This window comes from Blastococcus sp. SYSU DS0669, from assembly GCF_054050895.1.
In genome coordinates, this window is the sequence record NZ_JBJHAE010000012.1 from 66,513 (window position 1) to 79,987 (window position 13,475).

Sequence of the window (13,475 nt, forward strand, 5' to 3'; positions counted from 1 at the left end):
GGCGGCTCAGCGGGGGGCGACGACGGTCTTGGTGACCTGTCCGGTGGCCACCAGGACGCCGTCGACGGTGGCCTCCGCGCGCATGAACGCGACCGCCCGGCCGCGGCGCAGCACGGTGGCGGTGACCTCCACGGCGGAGTCGGCGCCGACCGGCCGCAGCAGCGATGCGGAGACGTCGTGGGTGACCGCGTGCTCGCCGTCGCCGAGGTGGGGGAGCAGCGCCAGGAACGAGGCGACGTCGAGGAGGGCGTAGACGACGCCACCGTGCAGCATCCCGGCCGGGTTCTGGGCGGCCGGGCCCACCGGGAACCGGATCCCCGCTGCCGGATCGGCGTCGTCGCGCAGCTCGACGCCGAGGAACCGGTGCAGCGGGATGTCGAGGACTGCCTGCACGAGGGCACGGGGGACGGGGACGCCGGTCACCGGGTCAGCATCCATCAACAGCTCCGGCGGCTGCCCACAGGCCCGGCCCGAGGGCCGCGGGGAGGGCGCCCACGTTCCTAGGCTCCGCCCTGGTGAGGGGACCGGGAGGAGGCCGAGGTGGGCGGGTACGGGGATCCCGATGCCCTCGACGGGCTGGCCGACGAGCTGGCCGGACGGGCGAGGGCGGTGCGCGCGGCGGGGGAGGAGCACCGGCGCGCGGGCGCCCGCACCCGCTGGGTGTCCGACGCCGCCGAGGCGTACCGGCAGCGGCACGTGCGGGACTGCGCGGACGTCGACGCCGCGGCCGACGCGATCGAGCACGCCGCAGGCTTGCTGCGCCGGCACGCCGACGAGGTGCGCTCCCGGCTGGCGGCGATCGCGCGCGCCGAGCGGTCGGTCCGCTCGTGGCTGGCCGACCAGGCCGCCCGGGGCGGCGACCTGCTCGAGGAGCTCGGCGACGTCGTGGCGGAGCTGCCCGAGGCGGGCGCCGACGCGTGGCGCACGGTGTCGGCCCGGCTGAGCAGCGCGGGCCTGTGGTGAGCGTCGCGGCCCGGCGGCTGGCCATCCCCGCCGCCGGGTGGGCCGTCCTCGCGGCCGGCCGGCTGCCCGGTGCGCCCCGGGCCCTCGCTCCCGCAGCGCTCGGGGCCGCCGAGCGGGAGGCGGCCACCACCGCGCTGCTCGCCGACGGGGTGCTGGCAGCGCCCGGGGACGGGCCGGTGCGACCGGTGCCGGCGGTCGCCGCCGACCTCGCGGTGCTCGCCCGGCCGCTGCTCACCGTGCGCCTGGAGGTGGCCGGGCCGGTGGGGGAGCGGGCAGGGTGGTTCGCCCTGGGCGCCGGGGTGGTCGTCGGCGTGCTGTCCCTGCCCGGGGGCGGGGTGGAGCTGTCGGTGGCCCCCGCCGCCCGGCTGGGTGCGGAGCTGGCGCGGGCCGTGCCCGAGGTGGGGGCGGTGAGCGGCGCACCGGCGGCCGGCGGGGTCGCCGCGCCCTCGGGTCGCCTCGCGGTGACGGAGCTGGACCGCGAGCTCGGGCGCCGGACGGGCGGGGCGCTGGACTGCCTCGTCCTGGGCCGCGTCGGCTCCGGCGCCGGGGCGGGGCAGGTGTCCTGGCTGGCGACCGACGCCGGCTGGGTGGGGCTGCGGCCGTGCCTGGGGGAGGGGCCGGCTCGACTGGTCGACCTCGTGCCCGTCCAGCCGGCCGACCTGGGCAGCTGGATCGCGCCCACCGTGGCCGCACTCCTGGAGGCACCCGGTGGGCGCTGAGATCGAGGTCCGCGGGGGAGCGGGCGGGGTGGAGGCCGACCTCGCCGATCTCGCTGCGCTGGCGGGCGGCAGCCTGGACCTCGGCGAGGCGCTGGCCGCCACGAGCGCGGCCTGCCACCCGCTGCTGGTGGATCCCGACCTGCTCGCCTCGGCGGTGCTCGACCCGGCCGGCGTCGCCCGGTTCCAGGCCGCGCTGTTGGAGGCGCTGGACGGGCCGGGTGGCCTCTCGGCGCTCGCCGTCGCGTTCGCCGCGCGCGCGGCCACGCTGCGGGCGGCGGTCGAGGCCTACGCGGCCGCCGACGCCGCCCTCGCCGAGCTGGCCGACGACCTGCACTGGGCGGCCGGCTTCTTCCCCGAGGTCACCGGCGGCGCCCTCCTGGTCCTGGGCGCCGGGCAGCTCCTCACCGATCCGGGCGGCACCGTGGCGGAGGTCCGGGAGCTCGCCGACGACCCCGAGCGCTGGCTGACCGAGCACCCGGGCCTGGTCGACCACGTCGTCAACGCCGCTCCCGGCACCGCCTCGCGGCTGGGCCTCACCACCGGCGGCCTGCTCTCCCCGTGGCTCGGCGGAGGCGACGTCCGGTCAGCGGCCGCCCGCCTGGGGCGGCTGTGGCCCGACGGCGTGCCGGTCGTGCAGGACCGCCCGGACGACGTCCGCGCGGCGGCGGTCCGGCCGCCCCGCGGGGTCGCCGACCTGCTGGCGGCCCTCGACCTGCGCTCGGAGGAGTCCGGGCCCGAGCGCGACCACATCGGCGTCCGGGTGCTGACCCGCGCCGACGGCACCACCGCCTACGTCGTCGACATCCCCGGCACGCAGGACTGGGACCTGCCCGGTGGCCCGGTGAACGCGGCGACCCACGACCTGGGCACCAACGTGCGGGTGCTCGGCGGCGACGTCACGACCCGGCAGCGGGCGATCGCCGAGGCGCTGCGGCGGGCCGGCGCCGGGCCCGCCGACCCGGTGATGCTCGTGGGGCACAGCCAGGGCGGCATGGTGGCCGCCCAGGCGGCGCACGGCGCCGGCACCGCCGACTTCCCCTACGACGTCCGGTGCGTCCTCACCGCGGGCTCGCCGATCGGCCGGGTGGCGGTGCCGGCCGGGGTGCAGGTGCTGGCCCTGGAGAACGAGCACGACGTCGTCCCGCACCTGGACGGGCGGGACAACGACGACGACGCGAACGTGACCACGGTGACCTTCGACCGGCGGAACGGGAGCCTCGGCGCCGACCACGGGCTCCGGAACGCCTACCTGCACGGCGCCCGGTTGGTCGACCGCAGCGCGGACCCCTCGCTTGCGGCCTACCGGGCGGGCGCGGCACCCTTCCTGGCCGGGCCCGGCGAGGACGTGACCGTCGTGGCCCGCGTCTACTCGATCAGCAGGGGGTGAGCGGTCCGTGCGCTGCTCGGGACGGGCGGGGGGCCTGCTCGTGCCCGCGGCGGTGCTGCTCGCCGTGGCCGGCTGCTCCGGCGGCGGTGGCAGCGGAGGCGGTGGCGGTGGCGGTGGCACGCCGCCGGCACCATCGTCGGACGCCGCCGCGATCGGTGCCGCGATCGAGGACGAGCTGCTGGCCCGGGACGACGTCGCCGCCGTCGAGGTCCGGTACAAGGACACAGCGACCGACCCGGCGAGCGGCACCGTGGACGTCACCGCGGAGCCCGGCGCGGATGCGCCCGCCATCCGCGACGAGGCAGTGCGCCTGGTGTGGCAGAGCCCCCTGCAGCCGCTGTACTCCATCGGTGTGAACGTCGTCGACCCCGATGAGCCGGTGCGGGGGCTGTCGGAAGTGGTGGACCTGCTCGACGTCGCCGACCGGGCGCCGCTGGAGGAGCGCTTCGGCCCGCGCCCCGGTCAGTGAGGAGGCCGCGGGCGCCCCCGGCCGCCCGGCGGCCGGCGCTGCGACATGTCGAAGCTCGCGACGACCTCGAGGAGGAAGTCCGAGGCGGCCTCGGCGACCGCCTGCACCTCCTCGGGCCGGGTGGTGCCGAGCACCTCGATGAGGACGTCGTGGTGGACGCGGATCACCTCGAGCAGGCTGATGCCGGCGGCCAGGGCAGACCGCCCCAGCTCGTAGCCCGCGTGCAGCGAGGACTCGCGCCGGTGGCCCAGGTGGCGCAGGAAGGCCGCGCGGTGGTCGCGGCGCAGGTCGTCGAGGGCCGTCACCTGATGAGGCCCACCGTGGGGGCCCCGCGGCCGGCCAGGCGTTCGAGCCCCTCCTCGAGGTCCAGGGCCGTCTCCAGCGTGCCGGTGTCCATCCCGAGCCGCACGATGACGAACGCGACGTCGGGCTGGATGCCGACGACGACCGTCCGCGCGCCCCGCAGCCGCGCCATCTCGGCGATGTCCCGCAGCATGCGGGTGGCGAACGAGTCGAGGACGTCCAGCGCCGCGAGGTCGATGATCACCCCGCGGGCGCGGTCACGTCCGATGCGGTCGACGAGGTCCTCGCGGAAGCGCTCGAGCTGCGAGTCGTCCAGCGCGGTGTGGATCGAGGCGATCAGCGTCGGGCCCTGCTTGAGGATGGAGAACAGCCGCGGCCCGGAGCTCATGGCCCGATCGACCCGTCGCGGTGCACCGACGTGTACCCGAGCATCCGCTCGGCCTCCTCGAGCCCTCCCTGCAGGTCACCGACGGTGTCCATCTTGCTCAGGTCGACGCCGATGGTCACCAGGGTCCGGGCGATGTCCGGCGACAACCCGGTGATGATCACGTTGGCCCCCATCAGGCGGGAGGCGTCGACGGTCTGGACGAGGTGGTTGGCCACCGTCTGGTCGATCGCCGGGACGCCGGTGATGTCGATGACGACGACCTTGGCGCGGTGCGTGCGGATGCCGCTGAGCAGCTGCACGGTGAGCTGCTTGGCGCGTTCGCTGTCGAGCACCCCGATGATCGGGAGGATGAGCAGCCGCTCCCGGACGGGCAGGACCGGCGTCGAGAGCTCGAGGATCGCGTCCTGTTGCTGCCGGATGACGCGCTCCCGCTCGTCGACGAAACTCACCGCCACGGTGTTCGCGATGCGGTTGGCGGCCGGCTCGTAGGCGTCCAGGACCCGGTTGAGCAGGCCGAAGTCGCGCTGGTACTTCTCGAACAGCGAGCGGGCCAGCACGTCGCGCAGGAGCAGCACGATGCCGACCACCTCGTGCGTCTCCACGCCCCTGGGGATGATCCGCTCCGAGAGGTCCCGCGCGTAGTGCTGCAGGGCCTCCACGCTGCCGGTCTCCAGCACCTCCACGTAGTTGTCGTAGACCGACGTGGTCTCCGCGGCCACCTCCTGGTTGGTCATCGCCTGGAGCAGGTGCGCCTCGCCGATGCGCGTCGTCCACTCCTGGCGCAACCGGGTGCGGTGCTCGCGCAGGTGCGCGACGAGCTCGGGGAGCAGGACCTCCTCGTCCCCGGGCCTCCCCGGCGACGCGGCCTCGGAGACCCTGGTCGCGTTCCCGTCCTGGCTGCCGGTCATCGCTCTCCCCACCACTTCGTCATGGTCACGGTGGTGCCGCGACCCACCTCCGACACGACCGTGAACTCGTCCATCAGGCGCCGGGCGCCCGGCAGGCCCAGGCCCAGGCCCGCGTAGCTGCTGAAGCCGTCCTGCAGCGCCTGCTCGACGTCGGGGATGCCCGGGCCGACGTCGCGCACGACGACGCGGATCCCGCGCCGCGGCTCCTCGAGCACGTCGACGACCACCTCGCCGGCCTCGGCGAACCGCACGACGTTGCGGGTCACCTCGGAGACGGCGGTGGCGATCACCGTGAGGTCGGTCGGTGGGAACCCCATCCGGGCCGCCACCTCGCGGGCCGCCTGCCGGGCGGCGACGACGTCGGCGTCGGCCCGCACGGGGACGCGCACCTCGTCCTCCCGGGCCCGGCCGCGCTCCATGAGGGGGCCGCTCAGCCCGGCGCAGAAGTCGCACCCGAGCAGGTGCCTCGCCGCGTCGATCTCCCGCTGCCGGCGCCGGTCGCCGCTGGAGAGGGCGAGCAGCACCGGCCGGCACCGGTCCGTCGGCGGGTCGGCCGTCTCCAGGGCCAGCAGGTACTCCACGCGCAGCCGTGCCCGCGTGCGGTTGAGCTGGGCGGCCACCGCGCCGGCCGTCGAGCCGAGCTCGGCAGCGAGCGAGCGGGTGTCCTGCCCGGCCACCTCGTGGGCCAGCAGGGTGACCCGCTCCCGGTCGCCGAGCCGGCGCAGCGCGGCGCTCACGGCGTCCCGGTCCTCGCGCGCCAGCACGTCCTCGTCCGGTGCGGCGGAGGGGTGGAGGTCGACGACGCGGTGCTGGTTCCGCCGCTGCCGGTCCTGCTCCCGCCACAGCGAGGTGACGACGTTGCGCGCGGTGACGATCGCGTAGGGCTCGAGCATCCCCGGCTCGATCCGTCCGGCCGCGGCCAGCACGCGGGCCAGCGTCTCCTGCACCAGGTCGTCCACGGTGGCGGCGTCCCGGACCCGGGACGCGACGATCCGCCGGACGAGCGGCACGAGCGCCATGAACTCGACCGACCCCGGTCGCTCCTCCTCGGAGCCAGCCGGCCCCGCGGCTGCCATGGGCCGGACGCTACAACCGGCGGACGCGCACCGCCTCCCCTCCCGCGCACGGCTCGGGCCGGGCTTCAGCCGGGGGCGCGAGGAGCCGCTCTCCCAGCGAGCGTCGCTCACCGGCGCGCTCGCGCAGCAGCGACGCCAGCACCGGGCTCGTGGCCTGATCGGCGCGGCGTTCGAGGATCTCGGCGGTCACCAGGTGCCCGGCCGCCCGTCGCATCCGCGCGAGCCGCCGGAGCCGCTCCTGGCGCTGGGGCGGCCCGTCCTGGAGTCCCGCGGACCTGACGCGCGCATGCTGGTCCGTGGTCATGGCACACCTCGAATTCCTGCCGGTTCCCCGTGCACCGGTGAGGACGCGGCGACGCGCACCGCATGACGCGCAGGTCCAGGACGACGTGACGAGGCGCGGATCCCGCGTCATGCACCAGGGATCCGCGCCTCTTCCAGCGCGGGACCGACCGGTGCCGCGTCATGCGTCGCGTCATGCACCGCGTCCTGCCGCGTATCAGTCAGAGAGCCTCCGGCGCGGGGCGGACGGGAGGCGGGGGCGTGACCAGAGGGGGGACCATGCGCCACCGCTCCGGTGCCATGACGCTGTGCGGATCCGTCGGGCGCGGAGGGAGGCCGGTGACGGCGACCGGGCGCGGCACGGCCCTGCACGGCAGCCGGGAAGGCGCGCACGCGGTCCGCGCGTTCCGTGACGCACGGGGGGCACGGAAGGCGGGACGAGAGGTGTCCGAGATCCGGGTGGTGGTCGTGGACGACCACCCCTTCCTGCGGGAAGCGCTCACCGAGCTGCTCGAGGCGGCCGGCGGCATCGCCGTGGTCGGGCAGTGCGCGGACGGGACGGAGGTCGCCGACGCCGTGCGGCAGCTGCGCCCCGACGTCCTGCTCCTGGATCTGCAGATGCCCGTGATGGACGGCCTGACGGCGGCCCGTGGTGTGCGGACCGCTCACCCGGAGGTCCGCATCGTCTTCCTCACCGGCGGCCTCGACCCGGCCAGCGTCCGCGAGGCCCGGGCGATCGGCGCAGCCGGCTACCTGCTGAAGGACGACGATCCCGCCGAGCTCTCCGGTCACATCCGGGCCGTCGCGGCCGGCGGCTCGGCGTGGCACCCGCGCGCCGCGGCACTGCTCGGCGACGAGCCCGGGACGGCGGACCCCGAACCGCACGACCCGGGAACGTGACACTCCTCATGTCCGGGCCTCGCCCAGAGGGCGCCGAGTGGGGCGGGTGGGGCTCGAACCCACGACCCAGGGATTATGAGTCCCATGCTCTGACCGGCTGAGCTACCGCCCCGGCTCTAGCAGCCTGCCAGACGCCGGTACGTCACCCGCGTCGCGACTCGGGACCCGAGTGGCGGACCGAGATGGTTCGTTATGCGCCTGTGACATATCCAGGTTTAGCTTGTACCGTCTCTCGCGGCCCACCCGATCCCGCTCCCGAACCCGGGGGCTCGGGCGGGCCCCGCCGAACTCCGCGGTCTGACCGCCGCGGGGACCGGGGACCCATGTTCTCTGGGGTGAATCCCGCCTGCGCCTCCACGGGCAGGCTGGTAGGGCACGTTCCGGCCCGAACCCGTCAGCTGACCTGGTAGGCGGACCGAGGAACGGAGACCGTCGCCTTGGCGACCATGCACCACCTGCGCCGCAGCCTGCGGCGACCACGCCGCGCCGCCGGCCGGGCGACCATCGCCCTCACCGCGCTGCTGGCCCTGTCCCTGATCGGGACGCAGTCCTCGTCGGCGGCCCCGAGTGGAGCGCAGAGCGAGCACGACCGCGTCGCCGCCGAGGTCGCGACGATCGAGCAGCGCGTCCGCGAGGCCGAGGAGCGGCTGCAGCAGATGACGCTGCAGGCCGAGGAGGCCAGCGGCGCCGTGCTCACCGCCCAGGCCGAGCTCGACCGCGCCAGGCAGCACGCCGACGCGATCGCCGCCGAGCTCGCCGCCGTCCGGGAGGCCGTCGGCCGCACCCAGGACGACGTCGCCACCCTGGGCCGGGAGGCCTACATGGGCAGCGACGAGGCGTTCACCGAGCTCGAGATGGTCCTGCACGCCGAGGGCCCGGGTGAGCTGCTGCAGCAGGCCGCGACGCTGGATCTGCTCGGCGAGGACCGCGCCCGGGTCCTGGAGGAGCTGCGGATCGCCGAGGCGCGCGAGGCACGGCTCGACCAGGAGGCCAAGGCCGCCGTCGCCGAGCGCGACGCCGCCGCCCGCACGGCGCAGGAGGCCCAGGGGGAGGCCGACCGTCTGCTCGCCGCGGCGCAGTCCGAGTTCGACGCCTTGACCGCGGAGAAGGCCAGCCTGGACCAGCAGCTGCGGGACGCGGAGATCCGGCTGCTCGAGGTCAGGGGCGCCGAGGACGCCGCCCGCGCGTACGACGCCGCGCAGGCGGCGGAGCAGGCCGCGGTCATGACGGTGGCGGCCGCGCCGGGTGGTAGCGGTGCCGCGCTCACCCAGGGCCGGGTCACCTCCTGCTACGGGGCGCGCTGGGGCACGATGCACCTCGGCGTGGACATCGCCGCGCCGATCGGCACCCCGATCTACACGCCCGAGCCGGGCGTGGTGCTGCAGGCCGGGCCGGCCAGCGGCTTCGGGCTCGCCGTCGCGATCCAGCACCACGACGGGGTCATCACCGTCTACGGGCACGTGAACCAGTTCTTCGTGTCACCGGGGCAGGTCGTCAGCGGCGGGCAGCAGATCGCCGAGGTCGGCAACCGCGGCCAGTCCACCGGTCCGCACCTGCACTTCGAGGTGCACCGCGGCGGCCTCTACGCCGACCGGACGAACCCCGTCCCGTGGCTGGCGCAGCGCGGCATCTCCCTGGGCGGCAGCTGCAGCTGACCGGTCCCGCGCGCCCCGTGCGGCAGGATCGGGGCGTGCGGACGGCGGTGGATCGGACCTGGCTGCGGGCAGCCGTCCTCGGCGTCCTGCTGGTCGGCGGTGCGACAGCGGCGCTGACGCTGGACCTGCCGTCGGCGGACCACCTGCGGGCGGCCGTGGCGGGCGCCGGCGTCGCCGCCTGGCCGGTGCTGGTGGGCGCCGTGGCGCTCGTGCTGCTGGCGCCGGTGCCGCGGTCGGTCGTCTCGGCCCTGCTCGGCGCGGTCTTCGGGCTGGCGGCGGGGCTGGCCGTGGCGTTCGCCGGCGGGCTGCTCGCCGCCGTCCTGGCGTTCGGGCTCGCCCGTGGGCTGGGGCGCCCGGCCGTCGCCCGGCTGGCCGGGCCGCGCCTGGACCGGTTGGTCGCGGGGCGCTCGTTCGCTGCGGTGCTGGTCACCCGGCTGGTGCCGGTCGTGCCCTTCGTCGGCGTCAACTACGGGGCCGGCCTGGCGGGTGTCCAGCTGGTGCCCTTCGTGGCCGCCACGGCCGTGGGGCTGGTCCCGAGCACGGTGCTGCAGGTCGGCGTCGGCGCCTCGGCCGGCGTGCTCCTGGCCCACCTGGGCGCTTCCGTCGTCGTCCCGGGCACCGTCTGCGCCCTCGTCGCGCTCGCTGCCGGCACCGCCTGGTGGTGCCGGGGCCGGACGACGCGGCCCGCGCGCGGCAACGCCTAACCGCGGCCGAACAGCCGCCCGAGCACGCCGCCGGCGCCACCGACGGTGCGGGCGGCCAGCTGCAGGATCGGTCCGCCCGGGATGCCCGGCACCTGCTGCACGATCGGCGCCAGCTGCAGCAGGCCCGGCACGTCGTGCACCTTCAGCCTGCGGCGGGCCGCCGCCGGGACGGGGTTGACCCGCCCGGACGCGGCATCGAGCAGAAGGGCGGCGGCGGCCTCGACGGCCGGCCCCTCGACGACCCCGGCCGGCACCCGGCGCACCTCCCACCCGCCGCCCGCCGAGGTGAACCCCCAGCCGCCGTCGGGCGTGACCAGGCTGACCCGCCCGGAGATGCCGGTCGAGGCCGCGAGGGCGCCGGTGACGTCCGTCAGCGCCGCCAGCCCCGACTGCAGCACCGAGGTGGGCGGCGGTTCCGCGCCGCAGGAGACCAGGTCCAGCCCGTGGACGGCGAGCTCGTACGCCTGGCCGAGGACGACGCTGAGCAGCGGCAGCCGGCCGACGACGGAGACCGCGGGCGCGGTGTCGAGCTCCACGGGCTCCTCGGCCAGGTACCGGGCGGTCGCCTCGCGGTTGCGGCGCACCGCGGCCAGCACCTCCTCCCGCGAGGCGCCGCGGTGGGCTGCGGTCACCCGCGCGTTCACCGCGTCCGGGTCAGGCGGCGTCCCGGTCGCGCCGGCCCGCGCCGAGGCGACGAGGTCGCGCAGGGCGGCGTGGTCGTCCCAGCAGCCCAGGTGCACGCAGATCTCGTGCGCCCGCCACCCCGGCAGGCGTGAGGAGCGGTCGAGGTCCACCGACTCCGCCTGGGCCAGGAAGACGTCCCACGCCTCCAGCACCATGCCGGCGACGACGTCCCGACCGGCCTCGGCCATGCCCTGGTGCGCGCCCACGGCGCAGGCCCTACCCGCACGTCGCGCGGTGCAGGCATCGCCGATCGTGGCCCCGGTCACGCGCACGAGGATGACGGCGCCAGGCACCGCCGGCGGGCTCGGGAGGACTCTCGGGGTCGGCGGCTGTGGCGGAGCCGGCGCGCGGGCTCCCCGCGCCGGCGGCCTACCGGGAGGGCCCCGCGGCCGGCGACGTCCCGCTCTCCGCGGTGGCGACGGCGCTCGCCGGCGCCGTGCGCGAGGCCGACACCGTGGCCCGGCTGGGCGGCGACGAGCCCGCCGTGCTGGACGCCGGACCCTCGTCCGTCCACGCCGTGTCGCCCAGTCGCCACGCAGAGTCAACGATCGCCCGACCGGATCGGCTGGTCGCAGGCCGTGAACGCGGCGCCCGCGTCCCACCGAGCAACTACGCTCAGTGATCGGAGGGTCGACCACCTGGGCGCGGAGCAGAGGGCGAGCCGACCGGCACGGCGCCCGCCGAGCGCGTGGACCTGTGAATACGCTGACATGGCTGGACGTGCTCGGTCACAGATGGTATTGGCCGCTGACCAGCAACAAGGCGCCGATCTGATGCAGCGATGCCACCTGCGTCCCAGGAGTCACAGCCGGGCTGGCGCGATGGGGCCTCCATCGTGCAGACTTGTCGCGGGAGCCCTGCTCCGCCACTGCCGATAACGGCGCGTCACCGAATCGATGGGTCCGTAGGGGAAGACGAGACCGATCGAGTCGATGGAGGTGCCCGGTGCAGCGACGGTCAACCCAGGGTGTCGTCTTCGTGCACTCGTGCCCGAAGGCGCTCTGCCAGCATGTCGAGTGGGCGCTGGAACGCGTCGTCGGCGCGCCGGTCTCCCTGTCGTGGGCTGAGCAGCCTGCGGCGCACGGTGCATACCGTGCCGAAGTGGCGTGGACGGGTTCGCCCGGTACCGGCGCCAAGCTCGTGGCTGCGCTGCGCGCGTGGCCGATGCTGCGCTTCGAGGTCACCGAGGAAGCCAGCCACGGCAACGACGGCGAGCGCATGTCCTACGTGCCGGGCCACGGGGTCTTCCGCGCGCCCACCAGCGCGAACGGCGACCTCATCGTCACCGAGCAGCAGCTGCGGCACCTGGCGGCCACGGCGACCTCCATCGAGGCCTTCCGGCACGGGGTGGACGAGCTGCTGGGCGCGGCCTGGGACGCCGACCTGGAGGTCTACCGGCACGCCGGCGACGGCAGCCCGGTGACCTGGCTCCACCAGGTGGTCTGAAGGTCACGATCGGGGCACGACACTCCCGGCCTGGTCGGGGAGTCGTCGTAGCCTGGAGCGGGCCGTCCGGGCGCCGTCGGGGAAGCGGCGCCGGGACGGCCTTTCCACGTCAGAGCGGGATGTTGCCGTGGGCCCCGCGGCCGTGCGGGGCGGCGGCGAGCGCCTCGACGAGCCGCTGCCGGGTGCGCACCGGCTCGACGACCTCGTCGACGACGCCGATCTGAAGCGCCCGGTTGACCCCACCGGCGATCCGCTCGTGCTCCTCGGCCAGCTGGGCGTGCAGCGCCTCGCGCTCGCCGGGAGGCGCCGCGGCCAGCTTCTTGCGGTGGAGGATGCCGACGGCCGCCTTGGCGCCCATGACGGCGACCTCGGCCCCGGGCCATGCGAACACCGCGGTCGCGCCCAGGGAGCGGGAGTTCATCGCGATGTAGGCGCCGCCGTAGGACTTGCGGGTCACCAGGGTGACGCGGGGGACCACCGCCTCGGCGAACGCGTGCAGCAGCTTGGCCCCCCGGCGCACGACGCCGTCCCACTCCTGCCCGACGCCGGGCAGGTAGCCCGGGACGTCGACCAGCACCACCAGCGGGACGCCGAAGGCGTCGCACATGCGCACGAACCGAGCCGCCTTCTCTGCCGACGCCGAGTCCAGGCAGCCGCCCAGGCGGAGCGGGTTGTTGGCGACCACGCCGACGGTGCGCCCGGCCAGCCGGCCGAGCGTGGTGACCACGTTGGGCGCGAACCGCGGGTGCAGCTCCAGCCCCGGCTCGTCCAGGATCGAGGAGACCAGCGGCTTCACGTCGTAGGCGCGGTTGGTCTGCTCGGGCAGCAGCGCGCCCAGGTCGGTGCCCGTCTGGTCCGCGGCCGGGGCGAAGCTGCCCTGCGCGGCCAGCAGGTCGACGGCCAGCCGTGCCGTCTCCAGCGCTGCGGGCTCGGAGTCGGTGACCACGTGCACGACGCCGCTCCGCCGCCCGTGGGTGTCGGGGCCGCCCAGGCTCTCCATGTCGACGTTCTCGCCGGTGACCGACCGAACCACCTCGGGCCCGGTCACGAACACCCGGCCGGCCGGCCCCATGATCACCAGGTCGGTGAGCGCCGGCCCGTAGGCGGCCCCACCGGCGGCCGGGCCCAGCACCACCGAGATCTGCGGGATGCGGCCCGACGCCCGGACCATCGCCGCGAACACCTCGCCGACCGCGTGCAGGGCGGTCACGCCCTCGGCCAGGCGCGCCCCGCCGGAGTGCCAGATGCCGATGACCGGCACCCGCTCCCGCAGGGCGGCATCGATCGCGTCGACGATGTGCCGGCAGCCGTCGATGCCCATCGCCCCGCCCATCACCGTGGCGTCGGTGCAGAAGGCGATGGCGGGGCTGCCCTGCACCGTGCCGCGGCCCGCCAGCACCCCGGAGGTGTCGTGGGTGCCGAGCAGCTGCAGGGAGCCCTCGTCGAAGAACCGCCGCAGCCGGTCCTCCGGGTCGCGGGGGTCGGGCGCGGTCACGGCGGGCGCTGCCTGGACTGTCGTCACGGGTACCTCCGGGTCATGTGGCCCCGTCCGGAGGCTCGCCCGGAGCCTGCGAAGGGTGAGGGGACGGGG

At 76.0% G+C, this 13,475-nt stretch carries 17 protein-coding genes, 1 tRNA gene and 1 riboswitch; of the genes, 9 read left to right on the forward strand and 9 right to left on the reverse strand.

Translation table 11 applies throughout. The features are described from left to right. Positions 1-6 precede the first annotated feature (6 nt). Entirely contained in the window at positions 7-438 is a 432-nt protein-coding gene (locus tag ACI792_RS13390) for a PaaI family thioesterase (RefSeq protein WP_456603021.1), read from the reverse strand. 102 nt (positions 439-540) lie between these two features. On the opposite strand from ACI792_RS13390, the gene ACI792_RS13395 reads away from it, so the two are divergent. The 4 genes from ACI792_RS13395 to ACI792_RS13410 are packed head-to-tail and all read left to right on the forward strand — an operon-like array spanning position 541 to position 3,538. Next, entirely contained in the window at positions 541-963 is a 423-nt protein-coding gene (locus ACI792_RS13395; protein WP_456603022.1) for a hypothetical protein, read from the forward strand. Beyond that, on the forward strand, positions 960-1,682 hold the full coding sequence (locus ACI792_RS13400; protein ID WP_456603023.1) for a hypothetical protein: 723 nt from the start codon (positions 960-962) through the stop codon (positions 1,680-1,682). Before ACI792_RS13395 ends, ACI792_RS13400 begins: the two co-directional genes overlap by 4 nt. Beyond that, on the forward strand, positions 1,672-3,069 hold the full coding sequence (locus ACI792_RS13405; RefSeq protein WP_456603024.1) for a hypothetical protein: 1,398 nt from the start codon (positions 1,672-1,674) through the stop codon (positions 3,067-3,069). Before ACI792_RS13400 ends, ACI792_RS13405 begins: the two co-directional genes overlap by 11 nt. Before the next feature lie 7 nt (positions 3,070-3,076). Next, positions 3,077-3,538: a hypothetical protein gene (locus tag ACI792_RS13410; RefSeq protein ID WP_456603025.1), complete on the forward strand. Its 462-nt coding sequence runs from the start codon at positions 3,077-3,079 to the stop codon at positions 3,536-3,538. Here the strand turns inward: ACI792_RS13410 and ACI792_RS13415 are convergent. Genes ACI792_RS13415 through ACI792_RS13435 form a run of 5 tightly spaced genes read right to left on the reverse strand, consistent with a single transcriptional unit; the run spans position 3,532 to position 6,517 of the window. Further along, the gene (locus ACI792_RS13415; RefSeq protein WP_456603026.1) at positions 3,532-3,843 is read right to left on the reverse strand and encodes a phosphatase RsbU N-terminal domain-containing protein; all 312 of its coding nucleotides are present in this window, start codon (positions 3,841-3,843) and stop codon (positions 3,532-3,534) included. The two genes, ACI792_RS13410 and ACI792_RS13415, sit on opposite strands and share 7 nt — an antisense overlap. Then, complete coding sequence (locus tag ACI792_RS13420) at positions 3,840-4,229, reverse strand: STAS domain-containing protein (protein ID WP_456603027.1); 390 nt, start codon at positions 4,227-4,229, stop codon at positions 3,840-3,842. The genes ACI792_RS13415 and ACI792_RS13420 overlap by 4 nt, the downstream gene beginning before the upstream one ends. Further along, positions 4,226-5,137 carry an STAS domain-containing protein gene (locus ACI792_RS13425; protein WP_456603028.1) on the reverse strand — a complete coding sequence of 304 codons (912 nt, stop codon included), beginning with the start codon at positions 5,135-5,137 and terminating at the stop codon, positions 4,226-4,228. The genes ACI792_RS13420 and ACI792_RS13425 overlap by 4 nt, the downstream gene beginning before the upstream one ends. Beyond that, a complete protein-coding gene (locus tag ACI792_RS13430; protein WP_456603029.1) occupies positions 5,134-6,213 on the reverse strand; it encodes a sigma-70 family RNA polymerase sigma factor in 1,080 nt (359 codons plus the stop codon). The genes ACI792_RS13425 and ACI792_RS13430 overlap by 4 nt, the downstream gene beginning before the upstream one ends. Before the next feature lie 10 nt (positions 6,214-6,223). Further along, a complete protein-coding gene (locus ACI792_RS13435) occupies positions 6,224-6,517 on the reverse strand; it encodes a hypothetical protein (RefSeq protein ID WP_456603030.1) in 294 nt (97 codons plus the stop codon). 422 nt (positions 6,518-6,939) lie between these two features. On the opposite strand from ACI792_RS13435, the gene ACI792_RS13440 reads away from it, so the two are divergent. Further along, entirely contained in the window at positions 6,940-7,395 is a 456-nt protein-coding gene (locus ACI792_RS13440) for a response regulator (RefSeq protein WP_456603031.1), read from the forward strand. Between the two features lie 38 nt (positions 7,396-7,433). On the opposite strand, the gene ACI792_RS13445 is transcribed toward ACI792_RS13440, so the two are convergent. Further along, positions 7,434-7,507, reverse strand: a tRNA-Ile gene (locus ACI792_RS13445). Positions 7,508-7,676: 169 nt separating this feature from the next. Further along, positions 7,677-7,808: riboswitch (cyclic di-AMP (ydaO/yuaA leader) on the forward strand. Positions 7,809-7,841: 33 nt separating this feature from the next. Between ACI792_RS13445 and ACI792_RS13450 the strand changes: the two genes are divergently transcribed. Next, positions 7,842-9,050: a peptidoglycan DD-metalloendopeptidase family protein gene (locus ACI792_RS13450; RefSeq protein ID WP_456603068.1), complete on the forward strand. Its 1,209-nt coding sequence runs from the start codon at positions 7,842-7,844 to the stop codon at positions 9,048-9,050. Positions 9,051-9,085: 35 nt separating this feature from the next. Next, entirely contained in the window at positions 9,086-9,754 is a 669-nt protein-coding gene (locus ACI792_RS13455; protein ID WP_456603032.1) for a TVP38/TMEM64 family protein, read from the forward strand. Here ACI792_RS13455 and ACI792_RS13460 read toward each other — a convergent pair. Further along, positions 9,751-10,644: a maleylpyruvate isomerase N-terminal domain-containing protein gene (locus ACI792_RS13460; RefSeq protein ID WP_456603033.1), complete on the reverse strand. Its 894-nt coding sequence runs from the start codon at positions 10,642-10,644 to the stop codon at positions 9,751-9,753. The genes ACI792_RS13455 and ACI792_RS13460 overlap by 4 nt on opposite strands. Positions 10,645-10,769: 125 nt before the next feature. On the opposite strand from ACI792_RS13460, the gene ACI792_RS13465 reads away from it, so the two are divergent. Both ACI792_RS13465 and ACI792_RS13470 read left to right on the forward strand, forming a co-directional pair. Further along, positions 10,770-11,060 carry a diguanylate cyclase domain-containing protein gene (locus ACI792_RS13465; protein WP_456603034.1) on the forward strand — a complete coding sequence of 97 codons (291 nt, stop codon included), beginning with the start codon at positions 10,770-10,772 and terminating at the stop codon, positions 11,058-11,060. A gap of 356 nt (positions 11,061-11,416) precedes the next feature. Continuing rightward, entirely contained in the window at positions 11,417-11,884 is a 468-nt protein-coding gene (locus ACI792_RS13470) for a DUF3145 domain-containing protein (protein ID WP_456603069.1), read from the forward strand. A 109-nt stretch (positions 11,885-11,993) separates the two neighbouring features. On the opposite strand, the gene ACI792_RS13475 is transcribed toward ACI792_RS13470, so the two are convergent. Then, positions 11,994-13,406 carry an acyl-CoA carboxylase subunit beta gene (locus ACI792_RS13475; protein ID WP_456603035.1) on the reverse strand — a complete coding sequence of 471 codons (1,413 nt, stop codon included), beginning with the start codon at positions 13,404-13,406 and terminating at the stop codon, positions 11,994-11,996. Positions 13,407-13,475 lie beyond the last annotated feature (69 nt).

Coding starts and splice junctions, on each gene's coding strand:
- ACI792_RS13390 (WP_456603021.1), bottom strand. CDS start 438: ATGGATGCTGACCCGGTGACCGGCGTCCCCGTCCCCCGTGCCCTCGTG.
- ACI792_RS13420 (WP_456603027.1), bottom strand. CDS start 4,229: ATGAGCTCCGGGCCGCGGCTGTTCTCCATCCTCAAGCAGGGCCCGACG.
- ACI792_RS13425 (WP_456603028.1), bottom strand. CDS start 5,137: ATGACCGGCAGCCAGGACGGGAACGCGACCAGGGTCTCCGAGGCCGCG.
- ACI792_RS13430 (WP_456603029.1), bottom strand. CDS start 6,213: ATGGCAGCCGCGGGGCCGGCTGGCTCCGAGGAGGAGCGACCGGGGTCG.
- ACI792_RS13435 (WP_456603030.1), bottom strand. CDS start 6,517: ATGACCACGGACCAGCATGCGCGCGTCAGGTCCGCGGGACTCCAGGAC.
- ACI792_RS13450 (WP_456603068.1), top strand. CDS start 7,842: ATGCACCACCTGCGCCGCAGCCTGCGGCGACCACGCCGCGCCGCCGGC.